The following is a 17,250-nucleotide window of genomic DNA, read 5'->3' as shown; positions in this document are numbered from 1 at the left end:
TTTTCCACTCCTAATTAAACTATAATGAATTATACTATGAACATAACGCAAAGTACAACAGCAACTAGACTTGAAAGCCTATAATATCAATACTTTCAGTGTTTCATGTCGTTTTTAAATTTTACAGTATTAAGTATATAAATGCAGACAAATCAGCTATAGTAGTACTCGATGTGTAGCAGTTGAAATGAAAATGCGTCTACTCGACATGAGGAGAGGTTCGATGGATGAATCTTCGCCTGATCAACCAAGAAAAGCACGCTATCTCCAAAAGATATCATCATCCATATTGCTAAAAAGCGTGAACACAATCCCATTTTTATAAACCTAAACTATGATTAGTAAAAGAAAGAATGGACATCGCACCATCTTCCATATAATGGAACAGATCAAATATCAAGCTTACCATACAGGAACAACTAATAGATGTAGAGCAAATAGCTCCCTTTCTAAGATATAGAAAAAGTCAGCTACGCAGATAAAACTGTGTATACTGACCTTTTTTATTTTATTTGTTTAAGGATTGTTGAATGAGCTTTGTTAAAACTTCTATCCCTTTTTTCTCTAAATGTACACCGTCAGGGGCAAAGTATTCAGGGTGATTGATTGCTGCTGCATGCCAGTCAATTAGTGTTATTCGCTCATGTTCCTGTGCTTTTTGCAGTAAAGCTTCATTCACCTTTGCTTCCCAAGATCGCGGCACACGTGTATTCACTAAATAAATATCGGCATTTGAAAAAGCTTCAAGGAGTGCATCCATTTGGTCAGTCGTAAAATAACCATTTGTCCCCAATTGTAGAATGACTGCATGATTAGGTTGATTAAAACTTGCATAATTTGGTGCAAGTTTTACAGCTTGCGAAACTTGACGGCCTATTTTTCCATCGATTGTAATAGTCGGATACATATTATGTAAGCTCGGTGCAATATCAATCATTAGGGAGTCACCAATGGCTAGTATGCCACGATAAAACTCATCCTTTTCAGGCTCTATAATGGTGTTATTTTCTTCTTGCTTAGGTGTTTCTATCTTCTGAACATCCTCTACTCCCTCATCCTTACTTTGAGAAGGCTTGTCGGTAGAGGCTTCAGCTTGTTTGTCCTGCTTGTTCAGATTGGCTGTAGGCTCTTCGCCATTAATTTTTATCGTTGTTGGCAGCGTTTTAGATGGGTTTTGCTGACTTTCACCCACTACACCCGTCATGCCTGTGAAAAATACAAGCAGAAAAAGAGGAACCATAACCGTTGATATTTTTCGTGGAAAAGTAAGGCTTCCCCACTTGTTTTTATTACAAATCAGATATTTTTGACAATAGACTCGGAACCCTTCTTTCCGGATGGGCATCTCAATGAAGCGATAGGATAGCTCTGCAATCATCAGGATTAGTAAAAGCTGCAGGAATATTCGCCAATAGGAAGGATTACCAATTTCATGAATGGGTGTCCCTAAAACCATGACAGGATAATGCCATAGATAAATGCCGTAGGAACGAGAGCCTATCCAACATAATGGCTTCCATGCTAATATTTTTCCTAGTATGCTGACCGGATGAGAAATACATGCAATCAAAACGACAGCATTCAAGCAAAATAAAAACATGCCTCCTCTATAAAGAAAGGATTGATATTCATCCACATACACTATGCTTACTAAAAAAATAGTAAGTGCAATGAAACTCATAATATTTAGTTTCTTCACATGGTTCGCTGATAATTTTTGAGAAGATAGTCGTTTCATTGGCCAAACGAGTGCTAGCCAACAGCCTATTAATAATTCAAAACAACGTGTGTCCGTTCCATAATAAACACGACTAGGATCAGCGCCTGGCTGATAGAGTAACGCCATTACGAATGCTGAACAAAGGGCACCACAAAAGATGATATTTGCTAGTTTATTTTGTTTTTTAACAACAAAAAGTCCAATCATTAAGAGCAATGGCCAAATCAAGTAAAATTGTTCTTCAATAGCTAATGACCATAGGTTTTTTAAAGGTGATGGAGAACCGAAACTATCAAAATAAGAGAGTTTATGAAAAATGAACCACCAATTACTTGAATAAAAAATGGAGGACAATGCATCCCCGCGCAAAGTATGGAGAAGCTCTTTATGAAAGAGCATTGCCCAAACAAATGATGTAACAATCATAACGTAGGCAGCTGGTAGTAGCCTTCTAAATCGTCCCACCCAAAATTTCTTTAGGCTGACTGTTAATTGATTGCCCTTTAAAGGTAAGATGGTAGAGGTGATTAAATAGCCCGATAATACAAAGAAGATATCTACTCCTAAAAAGCCACCTCTAGCCCAACTGAAGTTAAAATGATAAGCAATAACTGCTAATACAGCCAATGCTCGAATCCCGTCTAGTCCAGGAATATAACGATGATTTAATGACTTGCCTGACATACTATTCCTTCCTTCAATAATCTCTCAATTTCGTTTCGGTATAATGTGTTGGTTTTTTCTAGCTGTACAAAGTAGAAGTCAATCTAAAAGCGCTGTCACAATCTGTAATAACCGCACACGGCTTTGGTTAAATGATGTTAGTTACATCCAAATGCTACAAGGAGTATCGCTTTTTGAAGGTATTCCCTTCTGCATCAAGATAAAACCTGTTGTCACGTAATAGAACCTTTTGGATTGATAACCATCCCCTCTCTATTATTTTTGCTTATTCACTTATATGTTTGACGATTGAAATACGATAAAAGTTTGAGAGAAAAATGAAACGTTATCATTTTTAGTCTTCTAAAAATTCATATGTATATTTGCTATAGAGGCATCCCCAAAAATGGTATATACTCCAAAAGTAAGTTTGCTTTATTTGCATATGCCTTCATTTAACGTTTTATCATGAAATTCGCGAGCCAACTTGAAAATTATAAGACAAGAATGGAGCAATGGAAAGACAATTAATGAGAATTATTTCTGGAAATTTTATTATCATTCAATATAAAAAAAAGTGAGCCCACAAGAGTCCCACTTTTTAATATGATTAGTCTATTTTGTTGAATCATTGACAAACGCTTTTGATATTGCCTTACCAATTACAGCAATCGTACGATTAACCTCTTCCTCAGTATTACCAATTCCACCAATCTCAATAATCATCATTTGCTTTGCTAAATCCTGATTGTATCGCCCATCAACCCCATCACCACTTTTAGAAATAACCCCTTTAGAAATTTTTGGAACGATGGCATTTAGTGTGGATGATAAACTTTCAGCATAGGCTGTATTCCAACGGTAATTAGCATGTTCTGCCCCAACAACAATAGCGATTTTCGCATAATTTTCCCCATTATATGAGATCGTTGTAAGATCATGTTTTAATGAGTCACGATGTAAATCAACTATTAAATCATAATTATTTGTTTCTAAATGCTTACTTAAATATGGCCTCATCACATTATAAGATTCATGATAGCCTTTACCTTCTTCTTGTAATTTCTTCATAATATCTACATCAAGAACATCCGTCTTTAAACCATTTACATTAAAATGATTCACAATCTTATCCTTCAGGCTCATAATATTGACCGTTTCATGAGAAGTCGCTACCTTACCACTCACTGCTTTCACCATAGGTTCATATGCTTCATGCGTATGGGTAAATAACACTAACACTTTAAATGGGTCCGGGTCTAGGGCTTGATCTGGTTCAGGTTCTTTCGTTTGTTCCAGTACACTTTGTTCAGCTAAATTGGTAGCAGCAAACACGACTTGCTTATCTTCTGATTGTTTGATCGGAGTCGATGCTTGCTTGTTGAACGGAAGTTGCCCAGCAATGACAGGTAATACGAAAAAGAACAATAATATACCAAATGACCATTGTAGTTTTTTTAGCAAAGTCACACCCTCCTCCCCATATCGTATGGAGGGGGGATGTTAATTAGAACGAAAATAAATTTCTTGTTTTACGCATAAATAAGCGTGTTTTAGAAGGACTACTCTAAGCGTTGTTTCTTCATTATTTTATAAATCACTTGCCCAATTCATTAGCATAGAAGCCACTAATTTTGCATAGCGATCAATCCAATAGTCTGCTTCTTTTGGTGTAACCATCAGTTGTGTGTGGGAGCCAGCGAAGGTTTCCTCAAACAGCTGCTGCCGCTCCTCTTTCGTCCATGTCGCCCATTCTCCAAATATAGGTTGTACTAATGTCATATCCAGTTCCTTGTTGATATCTGGTTGCCATGAGGATAATGAAAGCTTCGATGACGGTTTACTGCGTTCAGCCACACGAGCAGCTATCGAACGGAGCATAGTTTCTACCGCATCCGCAATTAATACAGGTGCATCTACTACAGTAGGGATCCCTATTGCTGTTACGGGAATGCCAAGCATCTCATAGGAAATCTCTTGCCGTTGATTGCCTACTCCTGAACCTGGATGTATGCCTGTATCTGTTAATTGAATCGTTTTACAGAGTCGATTACTCGCTCTTGTAGCAAGTGCATCTACTACAATGATTAATTTCGGTTGCAGACGTTCAGCAATAGCAGCCACAAACTCACCTGTTTCGTAGCCTGTTTGTCCTGTTACACCAGGAGCATACATGACAAATTTTTCATCAATGACATCTAAACTATGCAAATGGTCAATTAAATAGGGACCTATTGCATCGGGTGTAATAGTGCGATTTCCTAAACCGACTATTAAAATTTTATCGTCTTCTTGCCAAGAAAGTGCGTCATGCATTTTTTTGAAATTTACAAGCAATTCTTTTTCAAGTTGTGCAAAGCCTTCTTGATCTTCTAATGTTAGTGTCGGGACAGAAAGGGTAATATATTGCCCTTCTTTTTTACCAATTTGCTTTTCCCCTTCAGCATCTACAAGAACATCTGTAATTTTTACTCTACCAGCATTCCGATCTTCAATTTGAATGCCACTTGATTGTTCAAGCTTTTCTTTTTGCTCTTTGGTCTGATGGACAACTACCTCTTCTGATTCATCGATTAAATCTGTTCGTTGCCAATTAAAATTTTGCATACAGTTCACCTCAAGCTGTAGTTTGTTCAAACTGTCAAGTAAATATTCTTTGCATTTATCTATTGCAATTTGGCCAAGCGTTTGTTAAAATGATTTTTGTTGTATTGACACAAGAAATCAATGAGAAGATATCATCTCGTACCTAATTTAGGAGGTGAAATATATGCCAAACATTAAATCTGCGATTAAACGCGTAAAAGTTAACGAAAAAGCTAACATTGCTAATTCTCAAGCTAAATCTGCAATGCGTACTACAGTGAAAAAAGCTGAAAACGCTGTTGCTGCTAACGCTGAAAACAAACAAGAACTTTTACAAGCAGCTTTCAAATCTTTAGATAAAGCAGCTTCAAAAGGACTTATCCACAAAAACGCGGCGGCTCGTAAAAAGTCTCGCCTTGCTAAAAAAGCGTAATTGTTTAAAGGATCAGATACTCTATTAGGAGTAGCTGATCTTTTTAATTTTATAGAGAACATAAAAAGCTGTCCTTATTGGACAGCTTTCTTTGCCTATAGTTGGCGCAATAAAAATAGCTCTAGATAGCGCTCTCGATTTCCACCAGACGATTTTAGCTGTAAATCAACCTCTGCTAATTGATATAATGCCCGTAGCAAATTTTCTTCTGAAGGCCGATGCCGTTGCTCAATCATAAGTTTGACGCGATACGGATGAATTTTTAAATTTTTAGCGATTTGTTGAGGGTGATAACCTTTTTTCAATAAATAAAAAACATTTGACATAGTACGAACATTGGATGCTAGCAAGCCCACTAACATAATAGGTTCTTGTTTTTGTCGCAATAAATCATGATAGATAGACAAGGCTCCGACAGAGTCATTTGCCAAATATGCGTTAAGCATTTTAAAGGCATCTTGCTCTAATGTTTTTGCCACCAAATCCTCCACTAAAGAAGTTGTAATTTCGCCACCATCACCTAAATAAAGGGTTAGCTTGTCAATTTCCATCTGTAATTGTAGCATGTTGGCTCCGACCATCGTAACAAGCAATTCAATAGCATCTTGTGTAATGCTATTACCTTGTGTTTTGACAATGCCTTGAATCCATAAGGCTAAATCCTGCTCTTTTGGTGTTTCTGCTTGTACAAATAATGCATGCTCTTTCATCATTTTAGTCACTTTTTTGCGCTCATCCAATTTTTCATAAGGAGCAATAAAAACCGTTACGGAAAAATCAGAAGGATTCGACAACCATGTTTCCAATCGTTTCACATCATGATCGATTTTTTCCTTCCCTTTCTCGGTTGCTTTTAAAAACGAAGCATTTTTAGCAATAATAAGCTTACGTTCTGAGAAAAAAGGAATGGTATCTGCTTCATCCATGACTGCATCTACTGGTACTTCTTCTAAATCAAATGTGGACATCTCCAGATCTTCTTCTGGACCCAATGCCTCTTTTAAACGTTTAATGGTTTCATCTATAAAATAGCTTTCTTCACCAACAAGCAAATATACTGGTGCAAGCTCACCTTTTTTTATTGTATTCCAAACCGTTGAAATCATAATTTCCCCTCCATCTAGCAATACTATTAGTATACATGATTTCATAGTCCTTTGTGTCTTTGACCGAATTGTGTCGATTCCTTGCCAGACGGGGAAATCACCTTTTCGATATAGCTTTTATGACCATGTTGTCTTATAATAAATAACAGAATTGGAGGGATAACAATGAATCCATTTGAAGGAAAAAACATACAATGTCGACGTAACGATGCCATCGATTCTGGTGTTGGCTTCGGTGTATCATTTGGCGTTTTCACGCTTATGTTTATTATTGCAACTATAGTAGAATTTGTATCACAGTAATTGGACTTATGCAGGAGAAGGGCCTTGGTCATTGGACAAGGCCCTTTTCATTTACGCTAACGGACCAGCGATTATCACGAATACGTATTTCGATTGATCCATTCACCCCTGTTGTCCATGTCACTAAATCTCTACTGACAAAACGTTGTACTACTTCTTCATGTGGATGACCATAACGATTATGGAGACCTGCACTAAAAACCGTTAATTGGGGCTGTAGCAGCTCGACAAAAGCTTCTGTGCTTGATGTCTTACTCCCATGATGCCCTGCCTTCAGCAATGTGAGATTGGCCAATAAAGGTCCATAACGCTTGATCAGCTGTTGTTCGCCATATTGCTCCAAATCCCCTGTAAATAACGCTGTAAACGCCTTTTGCTGCATGTACAGGACAAGAGAATCATCATTTCCCTCATACAAGGCGTCATCAGGCCATAAGTAATAAAAATCTGTATCCCCTACATGCCACGAAGTCCCCTTCATTTTTTCTTTAATAGGAATATGTCGCTTATTTGCTTCTCGCAATAAATCATCCATTAAAGGCTCATTCAATGAACCAGGTGTAACGTGTATTTCCTTCATGTTAATCTCTTGTAAGACTTCCTCTGCTCCTTCAATATGATCTGCGTCTGCATGCGAAGCAATAAAAATATCGATAGTTCGTATTCCCTTGCCTTTTAAAAATGGGACGACAACTTGCTTCCCTACCTCATATGGACTATCTGCTTTCTTCCACGATTCCTGCTCAAAGCGCAATACTCCACCTGTATCTATAACATAGACAGCTCGTCTAAAAGGCAATTCAATGACAATACTATCTCCTTGCCCTACATTTAAGAAGGTAATCTTTGTTTCGTTATACAACATGGGTGCCAAATGAATCCAAATAACAGGGATGACAAGGATCAAAATAGCTTTCCTGAATCTTTTTATTTCCAAATAATAGAAGCTCACTAAAACACTTAACATCGCCACGCAGCTCAGCCAAATAGATGGTTTGCCTGGTGACCATAATTGCCAAGGAAGCTCTTGCATATAAAAGATTACTTCGGTCAGCCAATTACGCAGCGGTTCATAGCCAGCAAATAGGACATTAGCAAGTGGTAAAGAAAGATAAGATAGCACAAAGGCAATCATGTTAAAGGGTAATATAATAAAGGAAAACAGTGGAACAAAAACAATATTGACAAAAAACGAGGATAAAGATAATTCATAAAAATGATGGAGTAATAGTGGGTAAACGAGCAGTTGGCACACGAATGTGATAAAAAAAGAACGACCTAGCCAAGTTCTTGTCTGCTTAAAAATAATACCAGAATAAAGAAGACTAGCGGTTGCTAAATAGGATAGCTGGAAACCAATTTGGAAAATAACACCTGGCTCAAGCAAAACAAAGCCTATAAAGCTAATAGCTAATGCATCATCGATCGAAAGAACCCACTTAAAAAAGCGCAGTAACATCATCAATTCTACTACAGAAACAGCACGCCATACGGAAGGTGCTCCCCCTGCAATAACTCCATAAACCGGTAAGAGGATCAATAGCACGATAGTAGCCATTTCCTTGCGAACTCTTATTCTAAGTAATCCTTCAAAAAAGAGCCAAGACATCAGCGCGACATGTAGCCCAGAAATCGCAAATAAATGGGTAATACCAAGCTTTTGATAGGCACGCTGCAGTTCATCCTCCATCTGATCTTGCACCCCTATTAAAAGTGCTTGAGCCTCTGCTACAAGTGATTTTGGAAAAGTCCTCTCTATATGCTTTTTCATTTTGTGTCTTACTTCGGCAAGAATAGTGAAGATGGAGGTTCGTTTTCCTACATAATGCCAATTCGTGATTTCAACAACGCCTGTTGCTCCTTTGCTCGTTAAATAGTTTGACATGGAAAAGGCATAAGCATGTGCAGATGGAGAGGGAGTCACGAGTTCACCTTTTGCAGAATACGTCATTCCAGTTAATGAGGTATTTTCATAAAAATTTTTCTCTTGTTCCGAGGAAAAAGTATAAACTACGTAAAGTTTTTGGCCATTTGTTGTTGTAGCAAACCCACGGAGTTTTTGCCCGTTTATTTTATAGTCACTTGACCAAGTTATAGGGAAGGTTGACGGTAAAGGGGAAGGTTCCGTCAGATGATTGATAGAAAGGAAAAAATAAGTTAGTAGACCACTAGTTAGCACAAAAATTGCAAGAAAACGTGACTCACCTTTTATGGTGAGCCACAGGACTAGTAGCAGTAAAAAAATGAGTAGCCATGCTGATTTGTATACTGCAATAGCAGCTATCAATACAGCAAGAGCTACCATAATCCATCTATGCTTTAAAGCTTGATGCCAAATAATGCACTCACCTTCTGTTCATATGGGAGCAATTTTTCAGCAGATACCCCACTCTCGCGAAGCTCGTGCAGCATTTCTGTATACAAAGCTAGTTTGTCATCTCGTAAAAAATCAATTTTACGTTCATCAAAGGGTACATGAACTACTTCCACTCCAGCTTTTGCAAATAACTCCTGTGCATATGGATTATTTTTATAATCCGTTGCGTAATACACACGTTCTATGCCAGCTTGAATGATAGATTTTGTACATGGTAAACATGGAAAATGTGTTACATACAAATCAGCACCTTTTGTCGGTGTTCCATATTTAGCACATTGCAGTAAGGCATTCATTTCAGCATGCACGGTACGGACGCAATGATTATCAACCACATAGCACCCTTTTTCGATACAATGCTCGTCCCCTGTAATGGAACCGTTATAACCACCTGCAATGATGCGTTTGTCCCGTACAACAGTTGCTCCTACAGCTAGTCTTGTACATGTACTACGTAATGCGAGTAAATGGCTTTGTGCCATAAAAAATTGATCCCAAGTAATTCGCTCCATATGACTACCTCCAAAAATTGTCTAACTAATTAACTTTCTCTTGCTTTTCTACTATAGTGTAGCCCTTTTAGAAAAGGGGCGTCAATATACCATCCTGTAAAAGCATTACTTTACAGTAATAGCATCCTTTAGCTTTTCAAATGTTTTATCACCAATACCACTAACATTTTTTAAGTCATCTATGGTTTGAAACTGCCCATTTTCCTCTCGATACGTAAGGATACTTTGTGCTTTAGAAGGACCGATTCCTGGCAATGTTGCTAACGTTGCTACATCAGCTTTATTGATATTAATCTTTTGCTCCTTATTAGTCTCAGTAGGTAACGTTAACAGAGAAGAGGATCCTTCCTCTAGCTGTTCGCCCATGATAGGAATATAGATTACCATTTCATCCTGTACCTTTTGGGCATGATTGATAAATTGTGTGTCAGCATTCTCTGTATAGCCACCAGCAAGCTGTACAACATCTTTTATACGTTGGTCTTGCTCAAGTTCATAAACGCCTGGATACATTACAGCACCCTTTATTTCCACAAATACCTGCTGCATAACCGCTTCCTCAGCAGATTCACTCAAATTTTTTTCTTCAATAGGTTGGATTGTTTCGATGAGCTCTTCTTGGGGAGGTGAAGAGTCAGAACTCGAAAAATAGAAGTAACAAAGTCCACTGACGACTAGTATGCTGGGGAATAACATACTTTTTTTGTACTTTTGCCATAAAGATTGTAGCACAGTACCATCCTTTCCTTGCGAAAGGTCATCATATGGAGTTATATATATCTTACACTATGGATGGGTGGTTGAAAATGATAAAAAAACGTCAGAAGTTTCAATTTACCTGTTGAAGAGAGCTATCTTCTTAGTTATATCCAGTTTTATCCGACAATTTAGCCTCTTTATCCGCCTGTTTAAATGTTCTATCCGCTACTTTAATCTTTCTATCCACTACTTTAGCTTTTCTATCCATCAAAAAAGCCACACTGCGTATTACACAGTGTAGCTCCCTTTTCTTTATTTCAGCGCACGAATAAAAATGCGTTCACTTTCCTCGTCAGGTGCCTCATCTGTAAAGTCTGCTGTAATTTCCACATGACTAAAACCGATGGCATGCAACCAAGCCATATACTGCTCGATAGTGTAAGTACGTTGCACGTGCTCCTCATCAAAGCGTTCATATAATTCACTTGCGTCATCTCGTACATAAAAGGTCATTTGATGAATAACCGAATGTTCAAAGTCGGCAGGCTCCGTATGCCATATATAACTAATGTCACCATCATCATATGTGAACGGACCATCTAAAAAAATCTCATTCATTTTAAATAACGAGTGAACATCAAAAAACAGCTGACCTCCATCACGCAACGCTGCATAGATACGTTCTAATGTCGTATAAACAGAGTGCTCCTCTACCACATAATTCAAGGAATCAATTGTGATTGTGACTACATCGATTTCCTCAAAGCCATCTAGTTCGACCATAGACATACAGTATAATGGTGCATGGTAGCCTGCACCAGCAAAGCGTTCTGCGGCAATGGACAGCATCTCTTCTGATAAATCGATTCCACTGACTTGATAACCAGACTTTGCAAATAACAAGCTAAGTACACCAGTGCCACAACCAATATCCAACAGTTTTGGGTACTGGCTGCTTGGTGCATGCTGTACAACCCAATCTACATAAAGATTGTAAGGAATATCCGTTTGCAGCTCATCATAGACATGAGCAAAGCGTTCGTAACTCACTTAGGCCTCTGGCATGTCTAGTTGCGGTGCATCGCCCCAAAGACGCTCTAAATTATAATAAGCACGCTCATCCTTATGGAATACATGTGCCACAACATCGCCTAGGTCAACTAGTACCCAACGAGCTCCATCAAATCCTTCGACACGGCGAATTTCATAGCCTTGTTGTTCAGCTACATCCTGTAATTCGCGTGCAATGGCTTGCACTTGGCGATCTGAGTTACCATGAGCAATAATAAAATAATCTGCTAAAAGGGAAATTCCTTGCATATTTAAAACGACAATATCCTCACCATGTTTGTCGTCAATTGCTTTGTACGCTGCTTGTAATAAAGTTGAAGTCATCCTTCACTATCCTCTCTGTTCATCATATCGTTATAACATTCTATAGATAAAGGATAAATCGGCTGCTTTGTGTCAATTAAAAATGCCAAAGTATGGCGTACACATGCACTCATCGCCTTATCCAAATTTTTTTGTGCTTTTTTGCGCAGACGATCAACTCCATCAAATCGACGGTTCGGTTCAATCATATCTGCGACAAAAATAATTTTTTCTAAACGGCTCATATTAGCCCGCCCAGTTGTATGGAAACGAATAGCATTCAACAGCTCTTCGTCTGTGATACCAAACTCACTTTGTGCTATATATGCACCTACTGGACCATGTAGTAATTCACTACCCCATCCAATTAGTCTTTCATCTAATTTTTCATCACGAACGATATTTTCCATCCACTCAATATCAGCATATTTAGCAATATCATGGAGGATAGCTGCTGTTTCAGCTTTTTTTACGTCCTCGCCATATTTATGAGCTAGGTTGATGGCCGTTTCCATCACTCCGACTGTATGAATATAACGTTTTTCAGGCATTCTTGGCTTAATCGCCGCTAAATACTGTTCGCGTTCCATAAAGACCTTCCTCTCGTATGAACGTCTCTACAGCTTCTGGTAGTAGAAATGTGACCGTTCCTCCTGTAGCCAGGCGTTCACGAATCAGTGTGGACGATAAATCGATTTGAGGTATTTCCACCATACGTATAGGGTACTCTGTTGCCGCGGCTGTCCCTGGACGCTTTACTCCGACAAACTGAACAAGTTTCACTAAATCATCTATACAATGCCATGTATGTAGCGAATCAATCATATCGCCACCGATGATAAAGTAAAATTTCACATTGGGCTCTCTTCTACACAATGTAGAAAGTGTCTCATAGGAATAGGATACGCCACCCTTCTCAAGCTCATACGACTCTACTGAAAAATAAGGAAATGGACGAATCGCACGTTTTACCATTTCAAGTCGTTCAACATTACTAGCATCAAAACGTGCATGCTTATGTGGTGGGATGGCATTAGGCATAAAGCGGATTTCATCAAGTTCTAGCGCATGAAATACTTCATTTGCCATTAAAAGATGACCCATATGTGGTGGGTTAAATGTACCTCCAAGTAAACCGACCCTTTTCATCGTCTCACCTTATTTCGTTACTTTTGGTAATACAATCTTTTTATGATTGCGTGACTCTTTATATAAAACAACTGTCAGACCGATTAATTGGACAAGCTCCGCATGAGCGCCTGTGGCTAATGCTTCTGCGACTTCATGTTTATCCTCTTCACAGTTATCTAAAATACGTACTTTAATCAATTCACGTACTTCTAATGCCTCGCGAATTTGCTTTGTCATTTCATCATTAACGCCACCTTTTCCCACTTGGAAAATAGGTGTTAAATGGTGTGCTTCTGCACGTAAAAAACGTTTCTGTTTACCTGTTAACATAAAAATTAGTTTCCTCCTAATTGCGCCTTCAGTTGCGCAATCATTGAATTTGTATTTGGATAGTTTCCTAACCAGTGTTCAAAAGCGATGGCTCCTTGATGGACAAACATTCCTAAGCCAGTGACAATCGTTGCTCCTTTTTCTTCAGCCGCTTGTAAAAAAGGCGTCATTAATGGATTATACACAATATCCGCAACAATTGCTTCTTTCATCAGCCGATCTAATGAAAATGGCATTGAAAAATTGCCCGTGGAAAGGCCAGCTGATGTCATTTGCACAATAATGCTGAAATCAGCTAGCGTTTCTTCCGCTTGTTGTAATGAAATGGCACGTCCCATACCCATTTCATCAATAATCATTTGTGCATTCGTCACCGTACGATTGGCGATGGTTACATGACGATAGCCTTGTTGCTGCATAGCAAAGGCAATGCCTCGAGCAGCACCTCCAGCACCAACAAGTAATACAGGCTTGTCTTTATGAGAAAACCCAACGGCTTCTTCCAGTGATCGAACAAATCCAATACCATCTGTATTATAGCCTTTCAGCTTTCCTTCTGTTGTTCGTACGACTGTATTCACTGCGCCCATTTTTTGTGCCAGCTCATCTAGCTCGTCTAGATACGGAATGATTGCTGTTTTATGAGGAATGGTCACGTTCCAGCCACTTGCCCCTAATGTCTTCAAACCAGCAACAGCAGATTCTAATTGATCAGGCGTTACATGTAAAGGAATATATGTCGCATCAATTGACATGTCCTCAAACCAAGCATTGTGCATGGCAGGTGATTTTGAATGTTCAATTGGATCACCCATAACTGCAAACCATTTCTTCATTTCCTAGTCCCTCTCTCTACTATGTCCTCCATTTAGATCAGCGAAGGACGAATTGAAACTTGTACACCTTTTGGTGCGTAAGCTGCTACTACTACATTCGCATGTTGAACGGTAATCCAGCCAAGCCCAGAAAATACTACATCTGTTTTCGCTTCTTTGATGGAAAATTCGTGACGAACCAATGGCGGTAACTGGTCAATAAAGTCCGCAGTTGGGGGTGCCAATAATTCTCCTTTATGCTCTTCATATAACGCATCTGCCTTCTCAAGCTTTGTACGATGAATTGGTAAATCATTTGCCACATGGATGGTAAAGGCAGAACGATCACCCTGAATAAAATCAAATCTTGCTAATGCACCAATAAATAGAGTTTGCCCAGCATTTTGTTGATACACTTTCGGCTTAATTTCTTTTTTCGGCATAATATATTTTAATTCACTGGCATCAATATGATGAGCCATTTGATGATGATTAATAATACCTGGCGTATCATATAATGCACTACCATCATCCAATGGAATATCAATCATGTCTAAAGTAGTACCTGGGAAATGTGAGGTTGTAATCACTTCACCCTCACCTGTTGCCTGCTTAATAATTCGGTTAATGAACGTAGATTTCCCAACATTTGTACAGCCAACAACATATACATTTTGTCCTTTACGATATTCATCGATGGCTTCCATTGCTTCTGCCATCCCTTTGCCTTTATGGGCACTGACTAATAGGACATCGACAGGCTGTAGTCCAAGAGCCTTTGCTTCACGTTTCAGCCAGTTGATAACTTTTTTTGGCTTCACAGAATTTGGTAATAAATCAGCTTTGTTGGCAATCAATAGGACAGGATTCTTCCCTACAAAACGATGAAGCCCTGGTAGCCAACTTCCATTAAAATCAAATATATCAACAATTTTTACGATTAAGCCTTGCTGTGTGCCAAGACCATTTAAAATACGTAAAAAATCGTCATCTGTTAACGATACTGGTTGAATTTCATTGTAATTTTTCAAACGGAAGCAACGCTGGCAAATGACCACATCCTTTTCTAATGATGATGGGGGTGCATACCCAACTGCTGTTTTATCTTCTGTTTGAATTGTTGTACCACAGCCAATACAATTTGGCATTTCAATCATTCTTGTTCCTCCCAAGTTATAATTCCTTTTCGTTTCAAATCATTAAATACGCGACGTTCAATGAAACGATTCAATTTTGTTACAAGCCCATCTGATTGTGCAACAGGCTTCACGAGCACTGTGTGTAAGCCTAAGCGATTTGCGCCCATTACATCCGTAAGGAGTTGATCTCCTACCATTACTACTTCATTTGGACGTAAGCCTAGTTGAATCAGTGCATTATAAAAAGCATTACGAAGTGGCTTTTTCGCCTTGTGAATATAAGGGATACCTAACGGCTCAGCAAAATGCTTTACACGAGCTTCCTTGTTATTTGACGCAATAATAACACGAATACCTGATTCTTTCATAATGCGTAACCAAATGATTAGCTCTTCTGTTGCATCTGGACGATCCCATTCAACAAGCGTATTATCTAAATCCGTAATGATTCCTCTAATCCCTAATTCTTGTAACTTTTCCGGCGTAATTTCAAAAATATTCGTCACAAATTCGTTCGGTAATAAAAAATTATACAAAATAGCGACCCCTAATCTTAACGTATTATTCGACCATTATAGCATATTTGCAAAGGCTTCACCCATTCGAATTGGGCTTCCTTTTACAACATTATCCGTAAATTTAATTGTATCCTTTTCAAACAGCATAACAACAGTGGAACCAAATGAGAAATAACCAACTTCCTGCCCTTTCTGCCATTTCGTTGTTGTATTGGTAAGTACAATGGAATTCACAAAGGTTGCACCTACTTTGATAAATGCAACATGCTGATTATTTGCTGCTTTCAGCTCAGTCACTAAACGATAATTATGAGAAATTGGTTTTTTACCGTATGTAAGACCTAACTGATTCACAGGATAAGATTTCTGACCAAGTGTATATTGTCGTAAGACTTCTCCATCTATCGGGCTATGGATACGATGGTAATCAGCAGGACTTAAATAAAAAACAATAAAATGTCCGTCTGCATATTGTGCAGCTCGTTCTGTATTGCCGAGTAAATCTTGTAATGCATAAGGCTTACCCTTCACAAGAAATGTCATATCCCATTCAATACGTCCAAAGGATTCCACTTTTGCGTCCACTGGGCTGGCATAGACAGTTGGATTTTTTTCAATAGGTCGAGCTTCTTCAATAAGTTCTCTTGTAAAAAAATCATGTAAACATGAAAATTGTTGTTGTTTTTTTGAAACTTCTTCAAGGTTAATATCGTATAACTTCATGTAGCTTGGTATTATACGTTTACTCCACTTCGCTTTTGCTATTGTCTGCAAAAGATGGGAAGATTGCTTACCATTCGTTAGTTCTATCAAGCGTTGATATAGTTTTTCTTTCATACAGTAAAACCCCTATCCATTAATTTAGACTGTCAATTTTTTCGCATTCGAAGTATAATGGTACAATATCTTAAGTGCAAAGGAGTGATCCCCCTTGTTTTTTTATCACAAGTTGGTGGATACCACGGTTAAGAAAATGAAATCGCACGCAGCTAACTTCATAACAATTAGTAATATGTCCTTTGGAGGCGCGGCTATTATGGCCACTCTACATGAATACTATAGCTATAGTGTCTTGTTTATCTTTATAGCAGCTCTTCTTGATCGCTACGATGGTAAGGTAGCGAGAGCGCTCGGACAAGTGTCAGAATTAGGTAAACAATTAGATTCTATGAGTGATATTATATCATTTGGTGTGGCGCCTGCATTATTAATGTATGAAGTTGTTCTAGTTGATTTTGGTTTTGTCGGCATGATGATGGCCGTATTATTTATCGTCTGTGGCGCGATGCGTTTAGCTCGCTTCAATATTAGCGAAGCGAACGGTTATTTCACAGGTTTACCAATTACAGCCGCAGGTACGTTCTTAACTTTAACGTATTTCGCAGCTTATACGTTCCATCCGGCATTTTATCTTTTCCTTTTCCCCATTTTAGCTTTACTCATGATTAGTACATTTACGTTAAAAAAAGTGTAACAGCACATTTGCTGTTGCACTTTTTTCATTTCCCACGGCTTTTAAACATATACTGTCGAAAAATGGGGAA

General features: G+C 38.4%; 19 protein-coding genes. 3 read left to right on the top strand and 16 right to left on the bottom strand.

The annotated features are described in order from the left end of the window. Window positions 1-508: 508 nt before the first annotated feature. The 3 genes from ACMGGO_RS06580 to gpr form a co-directional block, all read right to left on the bottom strand. Window positions 509-2,404: an acyltransferase family protein gene (locus ACMGGO_RS06580; protein WP_374805213.1), complete on the bottom strand. Its 1,896-nt coding sequence runs from the start codon at window positions 2,402-2,404 to the stop codon at window positions 509-511. Window positions 2,405-2,998: 594 nt separating this feature from the next. Continuing rightward, on the bottom strand, window positions 2,999-3,853 hold the full coding sequence (spoIIP, locus tag ACMGGO_RS06575) for a stage II sporulation protein P (protein ID WP_225340378.1): 855 nt from the start codon (window positions 3,851-3,853) through the stop codon (window positions 2,999-3,001). A gap of 120 nt (window positions 3,854-3,973) precedes the next feature. After that, on the bottom strand, window positions 3,974-4,990 hold the full coding sequence (gene gpr / locus ACMGGO_RS06570; protein WP_048392158.1) for a GPR endopeptidase: 1,017 nt from the start codon (window positions 4,988-4,990) through the stop codon (window positions 3,974-3,976). Window positions 4,991-5,153: 163 nt separating this feature from the next. On the opposite strand from gpr, the gene rpsT reads away from it, so the two are divergent. Next, the gene (gene rpsT / locus ACMGGO_RS06565) at window positions 5,154-5,402 is read left to right on the top strand and encodes a 30S ribosomal protein S20 (RefSeq protein WP_004226906.1); all 249 of its coding nucleotides are present in this window, start codon (window positions 5,154-5,156) and stop codon (window positions 5,400-5,402) included. Between the two features lie 95 nt (window positions 5,403-5,497). Here rpsT and holA read toward each other — a convergent pair whose 3' ends face one another. Further along, the gene (gene holA / locus ACMGGO_RS06560; protein ID WP_066036468.1) at window positions 5,498-6,508 is read right to left on the bottom strand and encodes a DNA polymerase III subunit delta; all 1,011 of its coding nucleotides are present in this window, start codon (window positions 6,506-6,508) and stop codon (window positions 5,498-5,500) included. 165 nt (window positions 6,509-6,673) lie between these two features. Here holA and ACMGGO_RS06555 point away from each other — a divergent pair, with 165 nt between their 5' ends. Next, a complete protein-coding gene (locus ACMGGO_RS06555) occupies window positions 6,674-6,811 on the top strand; it encodes a YqzM family protein (RefSeq protein ID WP_004226902.1) in 138 nt (45 codons plus the stop codon). A gap of 28 nt (window positions 6,812-6,839) precedes the next feature. On the opposite strand, the gene ACMGGO_RS06550 is transcribed toward ACMGGO_RS06555, so the two are convergent. The 12 genes from ACMGGO_RS06550 to ACMGGO_RS06495 all read right to left on the bottom strand — a co-directional run bounded on the left by ACMGGO_RS06550 (window position 6,840) and on the right by ACMGGO_RS06495 (window position 16,543). Further along, window positions 6,840-9,116, bottom strand: a complete 2,277-nt coding sequence (locus ACMGGO_RS06550; RefSeq protein ID WP_374805209.1) for a DNA internalization-related competence protein ComEC/Rec2 — start codon at window positions 9,114-9,116, stop codon at window positions 6,840-6,842. Window positions 9,117-9,130: 14 nt separating this feature from the next. Continuing rightward, on the bottom strand, window positions 9,131-9,700 hold the full coding sequence (locus ACMGGO_RS06545; protein ID WP_004226897.1) for a ComE operon protein 2: 570 nt from the start codon (window positions 9,698-9,700) through the stop codon (window positions 9,131-9,133). 105 nt (window positions 9,701-9,805) lie between these two features. Continuing rightward, window positions 9,806-10,432: a helix-hairpin-helix domain-containing protein gene (locus tag ACMGGO_RS06540; RefSeq protein WP_288583661.1), complete on the bottom strand. Its 627-nt coding sequence runs from the start codon at window positions 10,430-10,432 to the stop codon at window positions 9,806-9,808. A gap of 279 nt (window positions 10,433-10,711) precedes the next feature. Further along, window positions 10,712-11,449, bottom strand: a complete 738-nt coding sequence (locus ACMGGO_RS06535; protein ID WP_115674130.1) for a class I SAM-dependent DNA methyltransferase — start codon at window positions 11,447-11,449, stop codon at window positions 10,712-10,714. After that, the gene (rsfS, locus tag ACMGGO_RS06530; RefSeq protein ID WP_004226890.1) at window positions 11,450-11,794 is read right to left on the bottom strand and encodes a ribosome silencing factor; all 345 of its coding nucleotides are present in this window, start codon (window positions 11,792-11,794) and stop codon (window positions 11,450-11,452) included. Then, window positions 11,791-12,363 carry a bis(5'-nucleosyl)-tetraphosphatase (symmetrical) YqeK gene (gene yqeK, locus ACMGGO_RS06525; protein ID WP_048392153.1) on the bottom strand — a complete coding sequence of 191 codons (573 nt, stop codon included), beginning with the start codon at window positions 12,361-12,363 and terminating at the stop codon, window positions 11,791-11,793. Before yqeK ends, rsfS begins: the two co-directional genes overlap by 4 nt. Continuing rightward, the gene (locus ACMGGO_RS06520) at window positions 12,332-12,922 is read right to left on the bottom strand and encodes a nicotinate-nucleotide adenylyltransferase (protein WP_115674132.1); all 591 of its coding nucleotides are present in this window, start codon (window positions 12,920-12,922) and stop codon (window positions 12,332-12,334) included. The genes yqeK and ACMGGO_RS06520 overlap by 32 nt, the downstream gene beginning before the upstream one ends. A 9-nt stretch (window positions 12,923-12,931) precedes the next feature. Next, complete coding sequence (yhbY, locus tag ACMGGO_RS06515; RefSeq protein WP_048392151.1) at window positions 12,932-13,234, bottom strand: ribosome assembly RNA-binding protein YhbY; 303 nt, start codon at window positions 13,232-13,234, stop codon at window positions 12,932-12,934. A gap of 5 nt (window positions 13,235-13,239) precedes the next feature. Next, window positions 13,240-14,070: a shikimate dehydrogenase gene (aroE, locus tag ACMGGO_RS06510; protein WP_420281678.1), complete on the bottom strand. Its 831-nt coding sequence runs from the start codon at window positions 14,068-14,070 to the stop codon at window positions 13,240-13,242. A 32-nt stretch (window positions 14,071-14,102) separates the two neighbouring features. Next, window positions 14,103-15,206, bottom strand: coding sequence for a ribosome biogenesis GTPase YqeH (gene yqeH, locus ACMGGO_RS06505; RefSeq protein WP_420281677.1), 1,104 nt, complete (start codon window positions 15,204-15,206; stop codon window positions 14,103-14,105). Further along, complete coding sequence (locus ACMGGO_RS06500; protein ID WP_016994153.1) at window positions 15,203-15,724, bottom strand: YqeG family HAD IIIA-type phosphatase; 522 nt, start codon at window positions 15,722-15,724, stop codon at window positions 15,203-15,205. The genes yqeH and ACMGGO_RS06500 overlap by 4 nt, the downstream gene beginning before the upstream one ends. A gap of 36 nt (window positions 15,725-15,760) precedes the next feature. Then, window positions 15,761-16,543 (bottom strand): phosphatidylserine decarboxylase, encoded by a 783-nt coding sequence (locus ACMGGO_RS06495; RefSeq protein ID WP_048392148.1) that lies wholly within the window; start codon window positions 16,541-16,543, stop codon window positions 15,761-15,763. A gap of 136 nt (window positions 16,544-16,679) precedes the next feature. Between ACMGGO_RS06495 and pssA the strand changes: the two genes are divergently transcribed. Beyond that, on the top strand, window positions 16,680-17,180 hold the full coding sequence (gene pssA / locus ACMGGO_RS06490; protein ID WP_048392670.1) for a CDP-diacylglycerol--serine O-phosphatidyltransferase: 501 nt from the start codon (window positions 16,680-16,682) through the stop codon (window positions 17,178-17,180). Window positions 17,181-17,250: the final 70 nt, after the last annotated feature.

Source organism: Lysinibacillus sp. BNK-21 (genome assembly GCF_048684915.1).
GTDB lineage: Bacteria > Bacillota > Bacilli > Bacillales_A > Planococcaceae > Lysinibacillus > Lysinibacillus capsici.
Note: the sequence above shows the minus strand (reverse complement) of the source record. Positions and strands in the feature narration are given on the sequence as shown.